This is a genomic window from Alishewanella sp. d11, assembly GCF_049390205.1.
Taxonomy (GTDB): Bacteria; Pseudomonadota; Gammaproteobacteria; order Enterobacterales; family Alteromonadaceae; genus Alishewanella.
On the sequence record NZ_CP186547.1, the window covers coordinates 2,503,030 to 2,522,437 of the forward strand.

General features: G+C 45.4%; 16 protein-coding genes and 4 tRNA genes. 16 read left to right on the plus strand and 4 right to left on the minus strand.

From position 1 onward, the window contains the following. Positions 1–125 precede the first annotated feature (125 nt). The 10 genes from fabB to purF all read left to right on the plus strand — a co-directional run bounded on the left by fabB (position 126) and on the right by purF (position 12,678). The gene (gene fabB / locus ACO1PK_RS11460) at positions 126–1,340 is read left to right on the plus strand and encodes a beta-ketoacyl-ACP synthase I (RefSeq protein WP_423185759.1); all 1,215 of its coding nucleotides are present in this window, start codon (positions 126–128) and stop codon (positions 1,338–1,340) included. A gap of 112 nt (positions 1,341–1,452) precedes the next feature. Further along, positions 1,453–2,565, plus strand: a complete 1,113-nt coding sequence (locus ACO1PK_RS11465) for a 4-phosphoerythronate dehydrogenase (RefSeq protein WP_423185760.1) — start codon at positions 1,453–1,455, stop codon at positions 2,563–2,565. A 16-nt stretch (positions 2,566–2,581) separates the two neighbouring features. Further along, positions 2,582–3,601 (plus strand): aspartate-semialdehyde dehydrogenase, encoded by a 1,020-nt coding sequence (locus ACO1PK_RS11470; protein WP_423185761.1) that lies wholly within the window; start codon positions 2,582–2,584, stop codon positions 3,599–3,601. A 201-nt stretch (positions 3,602–3,802) separates the two neighbouring features. Next, the gene (locus ACO1PK_RS11475) at positions 3,803–6,739 is read left to right on the plus strand and encodes a FimV/HubP family polar landmark protein (RefSeq protein ID WP_423185762.1); all 2,937 of its coding nucleotides are present in this window, start codon (positions 3,803–3,805) and stop codon (positions 6,737–6,739) included. Positions 6,740–6,840: 101 nt separating this feature from the next. Beyond that, positions 6,841–7,629, plus strand: a complete 789-nt coding sequence (gene truA, locus ACO1PK_RS11480) for a tRNA pseudouridine(38-40) synthase TruA (RefSeq protein WP_423185763.1) — start codon at positions 6,841–6,843, stop codon at positions 7,627–7,629. Positions 7,630–7,794: 165 nt separating this feature from the next. Further along, positions 7,795–8,667, plus strand: coding sequence for an acetyl-CoA carboxylase, carboxyltransferase subunit beta (gene accD, locus ACO1PK_RS11485; protein WP_423185764.1), 873 nt, complete (start codon positions 7,795–7,797; stop codon positions 8,665–8,667). Between the two features lie 6 nt (positions 8,668–8,673). Continuing rightward, positions 8,674–9,957 carry a bifunctional tetrahydrofolate synthase/dihydrofolate synthase gene (gene folC, locus ACO1PK_RS11490; RefSeq protein ID WP_423185765.1) on the plus strand — a complete coding sequence of 428 codons (1,284 nt, stop codon included), beginning with the start codon at positions 8,674–8,676 and terminating at the stop codon, positions 9,955–9,957. Next, positions 9,954–10,601 carry an SPOR domain-containing protein gene (locus ACO1PK_RS11495; protein WP_423185766.1) on the plus strand — a complete coding sequence of 216 codons (648 nt, stop codon included), beginning with the start codon at positions 9,954–9,956 and terminating at the stop codon, positions 10,599–10,601. The genes folC and ACO1PK_RS11495 overlap by 4 nt, the downstream gene beginning before the upstream one ends. A 59-nt stretch (positions 10,602–10,660) precedes the next feature. Then, entirely contained in the window at positions 10,661–11,149 is a 489-nt protein-coding gene (locus ACO1PK_RS11500) for a CvpA family protein (RefSeq protein WP_423185767.1), read from the plus strand. Between the two features lie 17 nt (positions 11,150–11,166). After that, the gene (gene purF / locus ACO1PK_RS11505) at positions 11,167–12,678 is read left to right on the plus strand and encodes an amidophosphoribosyltransferase (RefSeq protein ID WP_423185768.1); all 1,512 of its coding nucleotides are present in this window, start codon (positions 11,167–11,169) and stop codon (positions 12,676–12,678) included. A gap of 84 nt (positions 12,679–12,762) precedes the next feature. On the opposite strand, the gene ACO1PK_RS11510 is transcribed toward purF, so the two are convergent. Further along, positions 12,763–13,362, minus strand: a complete 600-nt coding sequence (locus ACO1PK_RS11510) for a Yip1 family protein (RefSeq protein WP_423185769.1) — start codon at positions 13,360–13,362, stop codon at positions 12,763–12,765. Between the two features lie 313 nt (positions 13,363–13,675). On the opposite strand from ACO1PK_RS11510, the gene miaE reads away from it, so the two are divergent. Further along, complete coding sequence (miaE, locus tag ACO1PK_RS11515) at positions 13,676–14,464, plus strand: tRNA isopentenyl-2-thiomethyl-A-37 hydroxylase MiaE (protein WP_423185770.1); 789 nt, start codon at positions 13,676–13,678, stop codon at positions 14,462–14,464. Here miaE and ACO1PK_RS11520 read toward each other — a convergent pair. Both ACO1PK_RS11520 and ACO1PK_RS11525 read right to left on the minus strand, forming a co-directional pair. After that, complete coding sequence (locus ACO1PK_RS11520; RefSeq protein ID WP_423185771.1) at positions 14,442–15,185, minus strand: UDP-2,3-diacylglucosamine diphosphatase; 744 nt, start codon at positions 15,183–15,185, stop codon at positions 14,442–14,444. The genes miaE and ACO1PK_RS11520 overlap by 23 nt on opposite strands. 3 nt (positions 15,186–15,188) lie before the next feature. Beyond that, positions 15,189–15,683 (minus strand): peptidylprolyl isomerase, encoded by a 495-nt coding sequence (locus tag ACO1PK_RS11525; protein WP_423185772.1) that lies wholly within the window; start codon positions 15,681–15,683, stop codon positions 15,189–15,191. A gap of 143 nt (positions 15,684–15,826) precedes the next feature. Here ACO1PK_RS11525 and cysS point away from each other — a divergent pair, with 143 nt between their 5' ends. Beyond that, positions 15,827–17,206: a cysteine--tRNA ligase gene (gene cysS, locus ACO1PK_RS11530; protein ID WP_423185773.1), complete on the plus strand. Its 1,380-nt coding sequence runs from the start codon at positions 15,827–15,829 to the stop codon at positions 17,204–17,206. Between the two features lie 120 nt (positions 17,207–17,326). Here cysS and folD read toward each other — a convergent pair whose 3' ends face one another. Beyond that, the gene (gene folD, locus ACO1PK_RS11535; protein WP_423185774.1) at positions 17,327–18,187 is read right to left on the minus strand and encodes a bifunctional methylenetetrahydrofolate dehydrogenase/methenyltetrahydrofolate cyclohydrolase FolD; all 861 of its coding nucleotides are present in this window, start codon (positions 18,185–18,187) and stop codon (positions 17,327–17,329) included. Positions 18,188–18,386: 199 nt separating this feature from the next. Between folD and ACO1PK_RS11540 the strand changes: the two genes are divergently transcribed. From ACO1PK_RS11540 to ACO1PK_RS11555, 4 genes are all read left to right on the plus strand, one after another. Then, positions 18,387–18,463 (plus strand) — tRNA-Pro (locus tag ACO1PK_RS11540). Between the two features lie 32 nt (positions 18,464–18,495). Further along, positions 18,496–18,572, plus strand: a tRNA-Arg gene (locus ACO1PK_RS11545). A gap of 26 nt (positions 18,573–18,598) precedes the next feature. Then, positions 18,599–18,674 (plus strand) — tRNA-His (locus ACO1PK_RS11550). Between the two features lie 12 nt (positions 18,675–18,686). Beyond that, positions 18,687–18,763, plus strand: a tRNA-Pro gene (locus tag ACO1PK_RS11555). Positions 18,764–19,408 lie beyond the last annotated feature (645 nt).

Sequence of the window (19,408 nt, forward strand, 5' to 3'; positions counted from 1 at the left end):
TGAAGCAAAATTGAAAACAGAGTACAGTTGTTCGCTGAAAGCAGACCAGTTTTGCATGTAAACACCGTACAATAATACGAATACGTAAATTTTAATTGCCTGAAAAAGCAGGTTGGGGAGTAAGCATGAAAAGAGCCGTAATCACCGGTTTTGGCATTGTATCCAGTATTGGAAATAATAAATCTGAAGTATTAGCTGCGTTGAAAGCCGGCAAATCAGGCATTACTCGCGCAGAAGAATTTGCCGAGCTGGGATTACGTTCTCAGGTTTGGGGTGATATTAAATTAAACCCCAGCGAAATGATTGATCGTAAAGCACTGCGTTTTATGGGCGATGCCGCGGCCTATGCGTACATTGCTATGCAAGAAGCGATGCAAGATGCGGGTTTATCAGAAGAGCAAATCTCGCATCCAAGAGTGGGATTGGTGGTTGGCTCGGGGGGCGCTTCATCAAAAACCCAAGTGGAAGCCGCAGATATTCTGCGCGAAAAAGGTGTGAAGCGAGTGGGGCCTTATGCCGTACCCAAAACGATGTCTAGTACCTGTTCTGCCTGTTTAGCAACGCCTTTTAAAATCAAAGGGGTCAATTACTCGATCAGCTCGGCGTGTGCCACTAGTGCTCACTGTATCGGTCATGCCATGGAGCTGATTCAACTGGGTAAACAGGATATCGTGTTTGCCGGTGGTGGAGAAGAAGTACATTGGACATTGGCGATGGAGTTTGATGCGATGGGCGCACTTTCTTCACGTTATAACGAGACGCCTGAATTGGCTTCACGTACTTATGATGCGGAGCGCGATGGTTTTGTGATCAGCGGTGGTGGCGGCATTGTGGTGGTAGAAGAGTTAGAGCATGCGTTGGCGCGTGGTGCGACTATTTACGCTGAAATTGTTGGCTATGGCGCAACTTCTGATGGCTTCGATATGGTTGCACCTAGCGGAGAAGGTGCAGTGCGTTGTATGCAAATGGCCATGCAAGGTGTGAATGCGCCAATTGATTATGTGAACACGCACGGTACCAGTACGCCAGTAGGCGATGTGAAAGAGTTAGGCGCTATTCAGGAAGTGTTTGCGGGTAAAACGCCGGCAATCAGTGCAACCAAAGCCATGACTGGCCATGCGTTAGGTGCCGCAGGTGTTCATGAGGCCATTTACTCCTTGCTGATGATGCAACATAACTTTATTGCTCCATCGATTAATATCAGTCAATTAGATGACGCTGCGACCGGTCTAAACATTGTGACTGAACCCCGTGAAGCGGTATTGAATACTGTGATGTCGAATAGCTTTGGCTTTGGTGGTACCAATGCCACTTTAGTACTGCAACGCTTTAGCCAATAACGGCTGCTGCTCGGTTTAAAAGGCGCTTGCAAAGCGCCTTTTTGCTATCTTCTGCCTTAATTTTGTTACACTAAGCCATTACAGCTGCTTAACCATGCCTTGGATAGAAAAAATGAAGATTTTTGCCGATGAAAATATGCCGCTGGTGCGCGAGTTTTTTGCTGATCTGGGGGACGTTACGCTGTTTAATGGCCGTAACGTTACTGCTGCTGAACTCGCGGAGGCGGAGATCCTGCTAGTACGCTCTGTGACTCACGTTGACGCGGCGTTGTTAAAAGAAAATCGGGTATTGCGCTTTGTTGGTACCGCCACTATTGGCATGGATCACATCGATCAGGCTTACTTAGCGCAACGGCAGATTGCTTTTAGCTCCGCCCCTGGCTGTAATGCGCAATCCGTTGTGGAATATGTGCTCAGTAGTTTATGGTGTTTAGCTGAGCGCTATCAATGGCAACTCACTGAGCAAACCGTCGGTATTGTTGGCGTAGGGAGCATTGGTAGTCGACTGGCGCAAGCGTTAACGGCTTTAGATATACCGGTGTTACTGTGTGACCCACTGCGCGCAGCCCAAGATAGTCAATTCGCGCATACTGACTTTGACAGCTTGTGCCAACAAGCGGATATTCTGAGTTTTCATACGCCGCTGGTGAAATCAGGCCCGTTACCAACGCAGCACTTACTTAATGCTACTACCTTAGCGCAATTAAAACCCTCCTGTGCCCTCATTAACGCTTCGCGTGGCGCAGTGATTGATAATGCGGCTTTATTAGCAGCGCAGCAACAACAGCGCAGACCTTTGGTGTTGGATGTGTGGGAACAGGAACCGAATATCTTATTGCCATTACTGGCGTATTGCGATATTGCTACTGCGCATATCGCTGGGCACAGTATAGAAGGTAAAGCTAGGGGGACTGAGATGTTGTATCAGCGTTGTTGCCAATTATTTGGCATAGCACCTGTGGTTAAACTCAAGCAATTACTCGCTATACCTGCTGTGGAAAAACTACAAATTTCTGCAAATTTTGGGCTTCCAGATGTCCAAAGTGTCGCAAGAATGTTATATGATGTGCGACGTGATGATGCGTTATTCCGTCATCATATCGAAGGTAAAGGGTTTGACTGGCTTCGAAAGTCATATCCGGCACGGCGTGAGTTTAGCGCGCTTCAGCTTGAGGGTCAGCAGCATATGACCAAGCTAAGCCAATTGGGCTTTAATTGTCAGTAATAAGAGGATGCATCGCATGGCGTCGCAATACAATGTCGCAATTTTAGGCGCGACCGGCTTGGTAGGCCAACACTTAATTGAAATTCTTGAACAACGTGATTTCCCTGTTGCACAGTTGTTTCCGCTGGCCAGTAGCCGTTCCGCGGGTGGCACCATTACCTTTAAAGGCAAAAAAATCACGGTACTGGACGCCGAAACTTTTGACTGGAGTCAGGCACAGATCGGCTTATTTTCAGCAGGTGGCAGTATTTCAGCCATTTATGCGCCCAAAGCCGCTGAGGCAGGTTGTGTTGTTATCGATAATACCTCACATTTTCGTTACGAAGCGGATATTCCATTAGTCGTGCCAGAAGTTAATGCGGCAGCCATTGCGGATTACCGTAACCGGAATATTATTGCCAATCCGAATTGCTCAACGATTCAAATGTTAGTTGCCTTAAAGCCTATTCACGATGCAGTAGGGATAAGTCGGATTAACGTTGCTACTTATCAATCTGTAAGCGGTGCCGGTCAGTCAGCAGTTGAAGCCTTAGCGAAAGAAACGGCGCAATTGCTGAACGGTGTGCCCCTAGATGGCGAAGGTCAATTTGCACGGCAAATTGCATTTAACGTCATTCCACAAATTGACGTATTTATGGATAACGGTTACACCAAAGAAGAAATGAAAATGCATTGGGAAACCCAGAAAATTCTGGGTGACAATAGCATCGCCGTTAATGCCACCGCAGTGCGAGTGCCGGTATTTTTTGGCCATGCGGAAGCGGTACATCTTGAAACCAGAATGCCAATATCGGTAGAGCAAGTAAAAGCGTTATTAGCGACTGCCCCTGGCGTAGTGTTACTTGAAAATAATGCGGATTTCCCCACGCAGGTATGTAGTGCTGCTGGAAAAGATGAGGTATTTGTTGGCCGGGTGCGGCAGGATCTTTCCCATGAAAACGGCATCAGTCTGTGGGTGGTAGCAGATAATATCCGTAAAGGCGCAGCCACGAATAGTATTCAGATAGCTGAACACCTTATTCGCGATTATTTGTAAAAAAGTTAGCACTTAATAAAAAGCGTCTTAGGGCGCTTTTTTGTTTTTAAATAAACCAAGATAGGTGCTAATGCTGGCATGAAAAAGGGTTCTGCATTATATTTGACATAACTGCTACAGCAACAATGGAACGCTGTTTGCATAACATTGCCTATTAGTTTGGCTTTTATGTGAGTCTGGGTGCTCGGCTAAGGAAACCTGATGCCTGTTCTACTAGTATTACTACTGCTATTTGTCAATTTTTCGCCGATGGTGCTAGCAGATACTGCGCCAACGCAGATCCGTGGTCCTAAAAGTGCTGATTCTGTTTTGCTGCAAAAGCAGTTTGGTCCTTTGACCGCCACTGATACCTTGTGGCGTATCGCCGAACAAGTCAAACCGAGTAATAGCGTATCCACCTATCAGGTAATGTACGCTATTTTTGTCAAAAACCCGCAGGCATTTAATGATAATAACTTCAATCATTTACGCCCTGGTTCTGTACTGTTAGTTCCAGATCTACGAGAGATCCGCGCCGTGGATCCTGAGGTCGCCAAACGTAAAGCTGAGCTGGATGATGAGCTTTGGACGCAAAAAATTGCGCGAGAGGCTGCAGAACGTGCTAAAGCACGAGAGGCCGCGAGTAAACCCAATGCTATCCAACAACAAACGGTAGCCGAACTTAACGCTTTAAAAGATCAATACCAAGACTCAATGCAATTGATTGCAGGTATTGCGCAGGAAAATGCCAATCTTCGCGGCTCGTTGTCTCGCGTTGAGCAAGAGCTTGAGGGGTTAAAAGCGCAACTTTCGGAAGATAGCCTGTTACAGCAACAGCTTAATCAACTGTTACAGCAACAACAGCAAATGCTGGAAGAGCAACAAGCTGCCAAAGCCGCTGAAGAAGCTGCAAAATTAGCTCAAGCTGCAGAAAGTTCCTTTAGTAATTTACTGAATAACCCTATTGTTTGGGTAATAGCCGCTTCTGCGCCTGCGATTTTATTGTTATTAGGTGGCATTTTTTGGTTAAAGCGTCGTGGACGCAAAACCGAAGAAGTGGTCGCTGCTGCAATTAAAGAGCCGAGCGCGGTGAGTGGGTATAAATCGCCTTTACCGCCGCTGGAAGCGAGTCAGGATTTTGACGATAGCCTATTCGATATTGATGATAGCTTGCTCAGTGATTCTTTTAGCACAGAAGAAAAACCTAAAACAACAACGGCAACAACCAAAAGTGATCTTGATGATGAATTGCCTGACTTTAGTGATGATATCGTCCTTGACGATTTAGGTGATGATGACCCTCTACAGTCAACTATGCTAGATAAGGGTACGCCAAATGATTTTGATATTAATTTAGATGATGACTTCAGCAATCCTCAAGATGAAGCGGCTTTGGCATTAGACCCTACTGAGGAAATCAATTTCGATGCCAATAACATTTTGTCTGATATGGATCTCTCTGCCTTACTTATGGCCGAAGATGATGCGGATGATGTTATAGAGCTCGCCGATCCTGAGAAAACAGAAGCCGCCGATTTATTAGCGGAAAGCTCAGGCGAATTAGCAGAGAAAAAGCAGTCTGATGCGTTAGCCTCTTCTTTGACGGATCAAGATGATATCGATAGTTTATTAGAGGAAATTGAACTTGATCTGCCAATACCCGCTGAAGCAGAGCAATCCATAGATGATCTTTTAGCACAGCATACCATTTCTGAACATGCGCTTGAGCCAGCTTCAGCTCCGGCATTAGAAGATGAGAACCACTCCAACTTTGATACTGTGGACGTCGACGAGTTGTTAGAGCAAGAACAACTGATGGTTTCTGATGAACATTTTGATAATTCTGATTTGGATGAGTTTGCTGAGCAACTGGCATCAGAAATTGAGCAAGAGAATGAGGCCGCTTACATTACAGAGGATGAGCAGCTTTTAAATGCGGAAATGGATGATATTTTAGACCAAGCAGCTGAACAACAAATTTCCGCTTTGGATGCCGTCGCCGCAGATGAAGTAGAGAATAAAGCCTTAACTGAACAAGCTGATGTCGTTTCAGAGGAGACGTTAGACGAAGCCTTATCGGAGCAAACGGCTGATATTGCAGAGGAGACGTTAGACGAAACTTTATCGGAGCAAACGGCTGATATTGCAGAGGAGACGTTAGACGAAACCTTATCTGAGCAAACGGCTGATATTGCAGAGGAAGCGTTAGACGAAACCTTACCTAAGCAAACGGCTGATATTGCAGAGGAGGCGTTAGACGAAGCCTTATTGGAGCAAACGGCTGATATTGCAGAGGAGACGTTAGACGAAACCCCAACGGAACAAGCGGATACCTCTTTAGCTGCGCTCTCAGATATGTCGTCAAATGAAGCCTTGGATGATGTACTCATTGATGAACCAACTGCGATACCGTCTCAAGATAAAACGGAACTTACCTTGGATTTGACGGCTGAAGAGGACAACTCTGTTATCGCCTCTTCGGAAGCTGCCTTAGCAGTGGAAAACCCCAGCAAAGTTTTAGATACCTACCCCGATCTCGATTTAGATGAATTTGACCCTGAAGAAGCGTTTGATTTTTCAACAGAGAATATTGCTAATCTGACAGACGATGCTGATCTCGAGGTGTTATCGGGTGCTCTGGAAGAGGAGTTGCCAGCCTCTCCTGAGGTAACTGAAGATAACTTTCCTACTCTTGATACTGAATTAACGAACCTTAGTGATCTTGATGATAGTCAATTTGATGATTTGTTAAATGAGTTAGAGGGCATCTCTGTTATTGAATCGGCTGAAGAAGGCGCTGAAAATGAGGTTCCCACACAGTTAGAAGCGGATGTTGAAGAAGAGCCAGCTTTATCTGATGCAGATTTTGTCGAAATTGACAATTTATTGCAAGCAATGGAGCAGACGGAGGAAGATGCAGATCGCTTTAACAACTTGAATGTGGATGTTGGGTTAGATGAGTTTGCCGATATAATTGGTGAGCATAACAAAATGGATGTGGACCAGGAAGATGAAGGTTTTGCTGGGAAATTGGATCTGATCCGTGCTTACATTGAAATGGATGAACCTGAGAGTGCAGCGCTGCTGATTGATGAAGTTTTAACCTCTGCCGCCCCTGAACATGTCAAAGAGGAAGCTAAAGCACTTAAACCTGACTAGCTGAGTCTGTTTATTGGCATCGCTTGTCGGATAATTTGCAGGTTATTTGGGGATCTCAGCTTAGCTGCGGTATAATTGGCGCGGTTAATTGAGGGTCAGAGATGCGGATAGCCTTAGGTATTGAATACGATGGTACAGGTTTTTTTGGCTGGCAGCGTCAGCGTGAAGTGACGAGTGTACAAGAAGAACTAGAAAAAGCCCTGTCAAAGGTTGCTAATCAACCAATAGAGTTATTTTGTGCTGGGCGCACGGATGCTGGCGTGCATGCTACAGGGCAGGTAGTGCACTTTGATACCACCGCAGAGCGAGATGTAAAAGCGTGGATCATGGGAACTAATGCTCAGCTTCCTGATCAGATAGCGGTGCGTTGGGCTAAAGTTGTGCCTGATGATTTTCATGCCCGTTTCAGTGCTACTGCGCGTCGTTACCGCTACGTTATTTACAACCATAAGTATAGACCGGCTATTTTACGGTCTGGTTTAAGTCATTACCATCAACCATTGAATCTGGCTCTGATGCAACAAGCTGCGCCAGCTTTGTTGGGTGAGCAAGACTTTAGTGCCTTTCGTGCCATCCAATGTCAATCTAAAACCCCTTTTCGGAATATTCACCACATACGCCTTGAGCGATTTGCGGATTATTTGGTACTAGATATTAAAGCTAATGCATTTTTACACCATATGGTACGTAATATCACAGGGAGCTTACTTGAGATTGGGATGGGGCGAAGACCGCCAGAATGGCTTGCTGAATTGTTAGCGAGTAAAGATCGTAACCTAGCCGCAGCAACAGCAAAAGCCGGTGGACTGTATTTGGTTGAGGTGGATTATCCGGAACATTTCCAAATCCCCAAAGTAGCTTTAGGGCCCTTATTTTTACCGGCGACTTAATGTTGGTGTCGTTGGTGAGGGGGCACTACTAAGACCAGTTTTCTGTATTCGAGCAGCCTCTATTTGTGTTTTAATAGCCGTCATTTTCGCTATTTCGGTGTTTTTAGCGTATTTTCTGCTCAGGTAGTGTTAATCTATCGGCAATAACAGTATTAGGAAGTCTTTATGAGTTGGTTAGAAAAGATTCTGCCCAGAACATCATCCTCTGGTCGCCGCAATATCCCAGAAGGGGTTTGGACTAAGTGTACCTCGTGTGATGCGGTGTTATACAAAGCTGATTTGGATCGCAACTTGGGCGTGTGTCCAAAATGCGACCATCACATGCGCGTTTCAGCTCGAAGCCGGTTGCAAAACTTTTTTGATACGGGGACGACCAAAGAACTGGCCGCAGAGCTAGAGCCGCAAGACTTACTCAAATTTAAAGATAGCAAGCGCTATAAAGATCGTTTAGTGGCAGCACAAAAAGACACCAATGAAAAAGATGCTATGGTTGTTATGCACGGCACTTTGCATGGTATGCAGGTCGTTGCCGCGTCATTTGAGTTTGAATTTATGGGCGGCTCCATGGCTTCAGTTGTGGGTGCCAAGTTTGTGGCTGGTGTTGAATATGCCTTAGCTCAAAAAATTCCTTTTGTTTGTTTTTCTGCCAGTGGTGGTGCTCGTATGCAAGAGGCACTGTTTTCACTAATGCAAATGGCGAAAACCAGTGCTGCCTTAGCGAAGATGAGTGAGCAGGGGCTGCCGTATATTTCAGTACTAACGGATCCAACAATGGGCGGCGTTTCAGCCAGCTTAGCCATGTTGGGTGACGTTAACATTGGCGAGCCGAAAGCACTTATCGGTTTTGCGGGGCCACGTGTTATTGAACAAACCGTACGGGAGAAGCTGCCTGAGGGTTTCCAGCGCAGTGAGTTCTTATTAGAGCATGGCGCTATCGATATGATAGTTGACCGCCGGCAAATGCGCGATACAATTGCACGACTTGTCGCTAAATTTATGCAATTACCGCCGCCTGTAGACGAGCGCAACGCATCCTAAGGATCTATGTCTGTTCAACATTTAAATAGCCAATCATGCCAGACACTGGCAGATTGGCTTTGCTATATAGAGCAAAGCCACCCAATTGATAAAATAGCATTAGGCCTAGAACGGGTGCTTACGGTTGCTACTCGCGGTGAGCTAGGCAGCTTACCCGGTAAAGTTGTTTTGATTGCCGGCACTAATGGCAAAGGCACAACTGCCCGAACGCTAGAACAATTACTGTTAGCACAGGGACACAGTGTTGGCGTTTATAGCTCGCCGCATTTGCTGCGCTTTAACGAACGCTTACGCATCAATAATCAGGATGTTGCCGATGCAGATTGGCTAGCAGCTTTTGCCTTAGTTGAACAGCTGCGGCAGGATGTGCCACTGACTTACTTTGAATTTACGACTTTGGTTGCCTTTGCTATTTTACGGCAGCAGCAACCTGAGTATTGTTTAATTGAAGTAGGGCTTGGCGGCCGGTTGGATGCAACCAATATCATTGAGCCTGATATCAGTGTCATCACTACGATAGATTTAGACCATCAGGATTGGCTTGGAACAGATCGTGACAGTATTGCTAGAGAAAAAGCCGGGGTTTTTCGTAGCGCAAAAATAGCGGTGAGTGGTGAAATACAGCCACCCAGTAATATTGCGCGCGTGGCCGCGGAAAAAGGCGCTACCTTGTTGCAACTTGGTCAGCAGTTTCATTATGCGGCAACAGCAGCGTCTTGGCAGTGGCAAGGTGTTACGCAGCAATACCATCACTTAGTATTACCTTTAGTCCCAATACAAAATGTGGCGACGAGTTTGGCTGTACTGGAACAATTAAACAAATTGCCAGACGCTGATGTGTTGCAGCAGGTGCTGCAGCAATTAAGTTTACCTGGGCGTATGCAACGTTTGCGGCAAAGCCCTACTGTTATGGTTGATGTTGCACATAATCCGCAATCAGCGACGTATCTTGCAAGCCAGTTACAGCGTTTAAAGCCACGCTATAGCAAAGTTGTCGCTTTGGTAGGAATGTTAAAAGATAAAGATATTGCCCACTCTTTATTGCCCTTGACGACCTATGTTGATGAATGGCATCTTGTCACTTTACCGGGAACTCGTGGTGCAGACAGTGGTCTGTTAATGCAAGCGTTACAAGAGATCACTCAACACACTTCTGCACAGCAACATACTGCGATAGAAGAGGCGTATCCCAAGGTTCTGAATACTCTTGAACAGGATGACCTTTTGGTTGTTTTTGGTTCTTTTGTCACCGTATCAGCGGTTCTCGCTCTGCAGCAGGAGGTAGGATGACAGCCACGTTTAAACATCGCCTTTTAGGGACTAGTATTTTACTACTGGCAGCGATCATCTTTTTACCTGATTTATTAGATGGTGAAAAACAAATTGTCAAAGATGACTTTAAAGTGATTCCTGAACGACCTGAGTTTCAAGGTGTAGAACAAATAATAGCCTTCGATGATGCCGAGTTTTCAGCGCGGGAGCTGCAAGCTAGTCAGCCTGCGATTATCGCTGAACCAGAACAGGCGCAGGTACTACAGCCAGTAGAAGCATTACCCTCTCAGCAATATGCTCAGGTGACAGTAGAGAGCCCGAACCAAGCGCGCACTGAGATAAAGGCTGCGCAGACTAACAATACCGTTGCGGCCCCTGCTAATACTGGCAGGGCAGACATCAATCAAGCAGCATGGATAGTGCGAGTCGGGAGTTTTAGTAATCAGCAAAATGCCCGAGCGCTTGAAGCAAAATTACGACAGGCTGGTTTTACGACTTTTAGCCGCAATATTACCAATAATGCTGGACAGTCTTTAACTAGCGTTTTTGTTGGGCCCGAATTAAGGCGAGAGCGTTTAGTGCAAGGTTTACCAAAACTACAGCAGTTAACTGGAGTTGAACAATTAGCGATTACTAATTATCAGCCGACAGAAAATAATTAGCTATTTACCTCGGCAATTTGATAGAATGCGCGCCGTCATTAAGCATCCTTTGGTAGCAAATGAGTTGGGTTGATATCGTCATTTTGGCCATCATAGCGCTCTCAGCTGTGATTAGCTTGGTCAGAGGCTTCGTTAAAGAGGCTATTTCGCTGACCGTTTGGATCGCGGCGTTTTTTATCGCAAGCTCTTACTATTCCTATCTCGCCAGTTTTTTCACGCAAATTTCCGATTCGACCCTACGAAATGCTTCGGCTATCGCCATCTTATTTATCTGTGCCTTGTTAGTCGGGGCTTTAGTTAATTATGTAATTGGTAAACTGGTCCACTCCACTGGCCTATCAGGCACCGATAGGGTACTAGGTCTAGTCTTTGGTGCCTTGCGCGGTGTATTAGTGGTAAGTGCAGTGTTATTTTTTATTGATGCTTTTACTCCGGCAGCAGCTGCTGACTGGTGGTCTCAGTCGCGCTTAATTCCAGAATTCGGTTTTATCATTGAGTGGTTTTTTGAGTATTTAAAAAACCATTCTAGTTTTATGCAAAAGCCATAACCGGCGAGGATGAATCAATGTGTGGTATTGTTGGTATCGTAGGTAAGTATCCCGTAAATCAGGCGCTGTATGACGGTCTGACAGTGTTACAGCACCGCGGGCAGGATGCTGCCGGTATCGTAACGGTTGATAATAATACCTTGCGCTTGCGTAAGGCGAATGGCCTAGTTAAGGATGTGTTTGAAACTCGGCATATGCAGCGCTTAGCAGGTAACATTGGCATTGGTCACGTACGTTATCCTACTGCGGGCTCTTCAAGCACAGCCGAAGCTCAGCCTTTTTATGTCAATAGTCCTTTTGGTATTGCTCTGGCGCATAATGGTAATTTGACCAATGCCCATGAACTCAAAGACGAAATTTTTCGTTTGGCGCGTCGTCATGTGAATACTACGTCTGATTCTGAAGTCTTATTAAATGTGTTAGCACATGAGCTTGCTTTGCAACCTAATATGCACTTACTGCCTGAGCAAATCTTTAAAGCCATTGCGAATGTGCATCGTAAGGTCAGGGGCGGTTATGCTGCTGTTGCATTAGTGATAGGGCATGGTTTAATTGCTTTTCGCGATCCAAATGGTATTCGTCCTTTAGTGATGGGGAAGCGTGAAACCCAGTTAGGTACCGAGTACATGGTGGCCTCAGAAAGCGTTGCCTTAGATGCGGATGGTTTTACCGTATTACGAGATATCTCTCCAGGCGAAGCCGTGTATATCACCGAGCAAGGAGAATTGCACAGCTATCAGTGTGCTGAAAACCCCAGCTATACGCCATGTATTTTTGAATATGTCTATTTTGCACGACCCGATTCCACCATTGATAATATTTCCGTTTATGCCTCGCGGGTAGCAATGGGAACCTATTTAGGTGAAAAAATTAAGCGTGAGTGGTCGCATTTAGATATTGATGTGGTTATTCCAATTCCTGAAACCAGTAATGATGCGGCACTGGAAATAGCCAATGTACTGGCATTGCCTTATCGTCAGGGTTTTGTGAAAAATCGCTATATTGGCCGCACTTTTATTATGCCTGGTCAAACACAGCGTAAAAAGTCAGTTAAACGTAAACTCAACGCCATTTGGCAAGAGTTTAAAGGTAAAAATGTGCTATTGGTGGACGATTCAATAGTACGTGGCACGACCTCAGGTCAAATTATTGAAATGGCTAGAGAAGCTGGAGCAAAGAAAGTGTATTTTGCTTCTGCAGCGCCTGAAATTCGTTTTCCGAATGTGTATGGTATTGATATGCCATCGGCTACAGAATTAATTGCACACGGTCATGACGTTGAGAGTATTAGCCAGATTATTGGTGCCGATGGTTTGATTTTCCAATCATTACCCGATCTAATTGCCGCTGTGCGCAGTGAAAATCAAGCAATAAGTCGCTTTGAAACCTCGGTATTCGATGGCCATTATGTAACAAATGATATCGATCAGGATTATCTAAACCGTCTAGATCAGATGCGCAGCGATGATGCAAAAGTTGCTTCCGTGATGGCGATGGCTGCCAACCTAGAAACCTATAATGAAGGTTAACTGTTGCTAATAAAAACGGCTGCAATTGCAGCCGTTTTACTACCTTGTCTTTTTATAATTAATAAATTTCAAAAATAACCATAATTAATGGGTAAATGCCGGGCCATAACCCGAACTCCATAAAATGGCTGTGGCCGCCAGCACAGTGACCAGTAAGATCAAACCACAAGTTACCACTGAGCTTGCATAAATAAAGCCGCGCTCTTCAGGAATATGCATCAATATCGGCACGCCAACATATAATAAGTAGACTGAGTAGGCTAAACCCGCTAAGCCAACCAACATCACAAACCATAACTCTGGATAAAGTGCCGCCAAGCCGACCATAAAAAGGGGGGTTGAGGTATACGCAGCAAGTTCTAGCGTTTGGGTATAGGTGGGCTCAGCGCCAAAAGTATGCGCCATCCAATGCGCCAGTAAGCTTAGGGCAAATACTCCAGCGATTAAGGCGATATACATAGCAACTGAAAGCATCAGTGCACTGTTGGCGGTTAAATAAATCTTATCACCCACACCAATACTCCAACCTAAATAAACGGCTGAGTAGTACGCACAGACTGTGGGGATCAAAGCCACTAATAAAATGTGAATCATGCTATAGCGAAAGCTTTCATGTCTGGCATCGATAGTATGCCACTCTTCTTTTGGATGGGCGTATAAGCCCCATAAATGGTTTAGTATCATAATTATTATCCTTATAACTGCACTATTTATCGATACTTACTCTGATCTAAGAGTCAAATACCTTTCTACGATCATAACAACGTGTTTCTCGCCCACCCCAATTGGAGTAAATTATTAATTTACTCCTTACTAAAGGTATGGGTTATTTTTGTGGATTCGTCAAGTTGGCTGATGAAAATTTAAACGGATAATAAACGGCAATCTATGGCAGTGTTGTTATCTTTTCAGAGGTATAGGTGGCAATCAGAAGAGGCTAGAGCTTAAATTATAGCTAAGGTACAATATAGCTAGCTTTTAAAGAGTACTTAACCTTATGCTATCTATCGATTACCAGCAACTCCTCGCGCCTATTCAACAATTTTTGCAATGCGAAACGCCAGTGACTTGGCTGGATGTCGCGCAACAACCGGCACAGTTACCGATATTGTTAACCGATCATCTGATTTGTGAGCTAAAAGCGGCTCAATCTGCGATGTACTTAATTCGTCGTTACGCGGTGGATGAGCAAAGTGGTGAAGCGCTATTACAATGGCTAAAACCGTATGAAGATTTTACTTATCGTCAACAGGGTGACTGGCGAGCGCTGGCTGATATCAAGTTAAAAAAATCGATGATCCCTAAAGCCGATTCTGGCTTTGGGCAAGAGTTAATCGATAAGATGGTACTGCTAATTAAAGAGGAGCTACATCATTTTTATCAGGTATTAGAAGTGATGCAGCAGTATAAAGTACCTTACGATAAGATTTCCTCGAGTCGTTATGCTAAAGGGTTACTGCGTCATGTCAGCACTTTTGAACCTAACGCCTTGGTCGATAAGTTAATTTGTGGTGCTTACATTGAAGCCCGCTCTTGCGAACGTTTTGCTAAATTAGCCCCATTATTACCCGCGGATATAGGGGCTTTTTATCTGTCATTATTACGTTCCGAAGCTCGCCATTATCAGGATTACCTGCAATTAGCTGAGCAAATTGCCGGAGATGCCATCAGTGAGCGTGTGGCGTTTTTCGGCAAAGTTGAAGCGGAGCTAATTAATGCAGCGGATACCGATTTTAAATTTCACAGTGGCCAGCCTCTGGCTTTTAGTGCGGCGGTAGGGGCGTAAAAAACAGCTGCCAGTCAGTTGTCGACACTTTTAAGTAACTGCTTTGGCTGTACCAATCGCCTAACACATAACGTTGGGCTGCTTGACCCTTGACCATTAAATCATGTACCGCCGGTCTGTGGGTATGGCCATGGATTAAATGTTGCACACCATAGTGTGCCATTACTAGCGGGACTTCAGTGGGTGTGACATCCATAATACTAGCACTACCACTGGTTTGATAGCTGGTTTTTGCTTGTGCGCTTTTGGCTCGGGCTTTTGCTGCCAGACGTTGGCGATACCAAAGCGGTAAGGACAGTATCAGTGACTGCCACCAAGGTTGATCCCACCAGCGCCGAAATTTTTGATACTTTAGATCTAAAGTGCATAGGCTATCGCCATGCATAATCAGCGTAGGCGTGCCGTATAAATCAATGACGTTGTGAGGGGGGAGCAGTGTCATGCCTGCTTTAGTCGCATAGGCCTGCTTGAGTAAAAAATCACGATTACCGTGAATAAAGTACACGGGAACCTGCAGGCTAAGTTGTTTGATTGCTTGCGCCAAAGTGTCCAGTAACGGCTCGGGATTATCATCACCGATCCATACCTCAAATAAATCCCCTAAGATATAGAGAGCGTCAGCAGCAGGGGCCTGCTGCTGTAAAAAAGTTAAAAAGGCCTGCGTAATATCAGGCCTTTGCGCCGATAGGTGTAAGTCGGCAATAAACAGGGTGTGTGGCATAGGTTAAGCTGTGACTTCTGCGCGTTCAATTAACACAGGATCAACTGGTACATCGCTATGACCGGCGAAACGACCTGTGCGAACTTTTCTAATCTTGTCGATCACATCCATGCCCTCGGTAACTTCACCAAATACACAGTAACCCCAACCTTGAGAATTCTCTCCACTGAAATTCAGGAAGCTGTTATCCGCTACGTTAATAAAAAACTGACAAGTAGCTGAATGCGGATCACTGGTACGTGCCATAGCAATGGTGCCTTTGCTATTCGCTACGCCGTTATTGGCTTCATTTTTAATCGTGGCTTTGGTTTCTTTTTGATCCATATCAGGGGTAAAGCCGCCGCCTTGAATCATAAAGCCATCAATTACCCGATGAAAGATGGTGTTATCGTAAAAGCCGTCTTGCACATAGCTCAGAAAATTTTCGACAGTAATAGGCGCCTTGTCGGCAAATAAATTTAATTTAATAACGCCATAGTTGGTATGTAAAGTGACCATTGTTTGTATCCTTATGATTGCAAGTCCACTATTCTAGCGCACTGTGCGTAAATCATAAAGCAAGGATAGCGGCAGTGCGCTGCCAATGATAAACTAATCAACCTAGTGCTAAGTTAGCTACCTACAGTTTGTCAGAGGACATAATGTTACAGATATACAATACCTTAAACCGCCAAAAAGAAGTTTTTACACCTATAGTTCCGGGGAAAGTCGGCTTGTATGTCTGTGGCATCACCATTTACGATCACTGTCATGTAGGGCATGCCCGCACTTATGTTGCCTTTGATGTGATTAATCGTTACTTACGTTTTAGTGGTTACGATGTCACTTACGTGCGTAATATTACCGATGTTGACGATAAAATCATTAAACGTGCTGCAGAAAACAAGGAAAGTTGTGATGCGTTAACGGCGCGTTTTACCGAAGCCATGCATGCCGATTTTGATGCGCTAGGCTTATTGCCGGCTGATATTGAGCCGCGGGTAACGACGCATATGGCTGAAATTATTAGTCTGATTGAAACATTGATCAGTAAAGGCTATGCCTATGCAGCAGCCGATGGCGATGTGTTGTTCGATGTAAGTAAATATGAAGCTTATGGCGAGCTAAGTCAGCAAAACTTAGAGATGTTGCAATCGGGGTCTCGAGTTGAAGTGGCGGATAATAAAGATGATCCGTTAGATTTTGTGCTGTGGAAAACGGCTAAGCCTGGCGAGCCTTATTGGGCATCGCCTTGGGGCAATGGTCGCCCTGGTTGGCATATCGAATGTTCAGCGATGAGTGCTAAACATTTAGGTGAGCATTTTGATATTCATGGTGGCGGTTCTGATTTACAGTTTCCACATCATGAAAATGAAATTGCCCAGTCGACCTGTGCCCACGGTCATAAGTATGTGAATACTTGGATCCATACTGGCATGGTGCAGGTAGATAAAGAGAAAATGTCTAAGTCGTTAGGTAATTTCTTTACCGTAAAAGACGTACTGGCTGAGTATAATGCAGAAGCTGTGCGCTATTTCTTGTTATCTAGCCATTATCGTAGTCAGCTCAATTACTCTAAAGAAAACTTAGAGCAAGCGCATGCCGCGCTGGGACGCTTATATACAGCACTGCGTAATATCACGCCAAGCCAGAGTATTGATTTAAACAGCCCCTATATCGCCCGTTTTAAAGCGGCGATGGATGATGACTTTAACACGCCAGAAGCTTTACCCATACTGTTTGAGCTGGCGCGTGAAGTTAATCGCTTTAAAGAAACGGAACCCACGAAAGCGGCTGAGCTAGCAGGCTTATTAAACCTGTTAGCGGGTGTATTGGGTTTATTGCAGGGTGATGCTGAAAGCTTTTTACAAAGCGGAGCCTCGGTTGATGATGTGGCAGAAATTGAAGCTTTGATTGCTAAACGTAATGCGGCGCGTGCCGCCAAGGACTGGCCAGCTGCGGACGCAGCCAGAGCGGAGCTTACGGCGAAAGGCATTATTGTTGAAGATAAAAATGGTGTTACCAGCTGGCGTAAAGCATAAGGTTGTACCAAAAAATAAAACCGCCAACAGGCGGTTTTATTTTTTCTAAATAGAACAAAGCTAAGTATTTAGCTGACAATGATCCAGGCAAAGCGTTTATATGGTTGCTAAGCCCTTAGTCTATTTAGCGTCGTGATACAGCTCGCAGGCTTCTAGCGTGTTTTCAATTAAGCTCGCCACTGTCATGGGGCCTACACCGCCAGGTACTGGCGTAATATAGCGGGCATGTTTTACCGCATTGGCGTAATCGACATCACCTACCAGTTTACCGCTATCAAGACGGTTAATCCCGACATCGACCACTAACGCCCCTGGTTTGACCCAGTCACCAGGGATAAACTCGGGACGGCCTACGGCAACCACTAATAAATCGGCACGGCGAACTTGCTGTTCTAGGTTTTTGGTAAATTTATGGCAAACGGTGGTCGTGCAACCGGCGAGCAGTAATTCTAGGGCCATGGGACGGCCTACAATATTAGAAGCACCGACTACCACGGCATCCATTCCTTTTACGCTGACGCCCGTACTTTGTAATAAGGTCATAATGCCTTTAGGTGTACAAGGGCGCAGCGCAGGCATCCGCTGTGCTAAACGGCCAATATTATAGGGGTGAAAACCATCCACATCTTTGTTGGGGTGAATGCGCTCTAAAATTGCAGAAGCATCAAGTCCCGCAGGCAGTGGCAGTTGGACTAAAATACCATCTATAGTGTTATCACTATTAAGCTGATCGATAAGATCGAGTAATTGTGCTTGGCGCGTATCAGCAGGGAGATCATAGGATACAGAATGAAATCCGACTTCTTCACAAGCTTTACGCTTACTACCAACATAAACTTGTGAAGCCGCATCTAACCCAACCAGCACAACAGCCAACCCCGGGGCGCGTTTTCCGGCGGCAATTCTTGCCCTAACCTGTGCTGCAACTTTGTCTTTCGTTGCCTGAGCAACGGCTTTGCCATCAATTATTTGTGCTGTCATGCCTGCTGATTTCCCGCGAAGTAAAAAGGCCAATATTTTCGCACAGCTGTCGAAATAACGCCATCTTCACTGGTTGAACAGCTGGAATAGTTAGTTTAGGTTCAAATAATAGCCAATCAGTACGAATTACAAAAAAAAGGTTTGACGCTATGCATGGCGAGCGTTAATATTCCGCCCCGTTGCAGCAGTGCAACGATGTCGGTGATTGGCGCAGCTTGGTAGCGCACTTGGTTTGGGTCCAAGGGGTCGCAGGTTCAAATCCTGCATCACCGACCACTATCTCCAACCCTGTTAGGCGTTTGACATGTGCGCCCGTAGCTCAGTTGGATAGAGCAACGGCCTTCTAAGCCGTGGGTCATAGGTTCGAATCCTATCGGGCGCGCCATTTAGGCGTTAATGTTTTAAATTGTGGTGGTTGTAGCTCAGTTGGTAGAGCCCCGGATTGTGATTCCGGTTGTCGTGGGTTCGAGCCCCATCATCCACCCCATCCCCCTTTGTTCGGTGATTGGCGCAGCTTGGTAGCGCACTTGGTTTGGGTCCAAGGGGTCGCAGGTTCAAATCCTGCATCACCGACCATTCTCCCAAAGTTAGACTTCACTTAGACTCATACATTTACCGCACTTGGTTTGGGTACTTTTACTCCAACTCGCCGCTGGTACAAATTCTGCACTATTGATTTATCTCCTGAACGTTTCAATTCAAATGTTTTAAACCTTATTCTGCTGTATTTTGAAAAATTTTCAGATTCTGGATTAGTGCATCCGGTGGCTAAACGCGCCGTACAACTTTGTTGGGGCACGCTGTGTATGCTTCCATCTAAGTTACTGTTTATTTGACACTGTTTATTTGACTTAAGTAAATTCTAGTTTTGTGCATCCGGTGGCTAAACGCGCCGTACAACTTTGCCGAGGGACGCCGTGAACCCATCCATGGGGGCTCCTGTTTTTCATCCATGAAAAACACGCCCTCGGTCAAAGTGTACTGTGCGTTTACCACCTCGTTTGATTTTTGTTTGGCTTGATTGCTCACTAATCTCATTTAAGCCCTTGGCTGCGGTAGAATTTTTGTAACAGCAGCAGGGATGCTGCGCAGGCTGAGTGGGCACAGGGATGTGATCCTCGAAGCCGGTGGAGAAAATTACTACCCAGCTAAGGGCGTTGCTCCGAGCTTGAATCTGCAGTTTCTTAACGTTACGCAGATTCTGGATTGCTGCATCCGGTG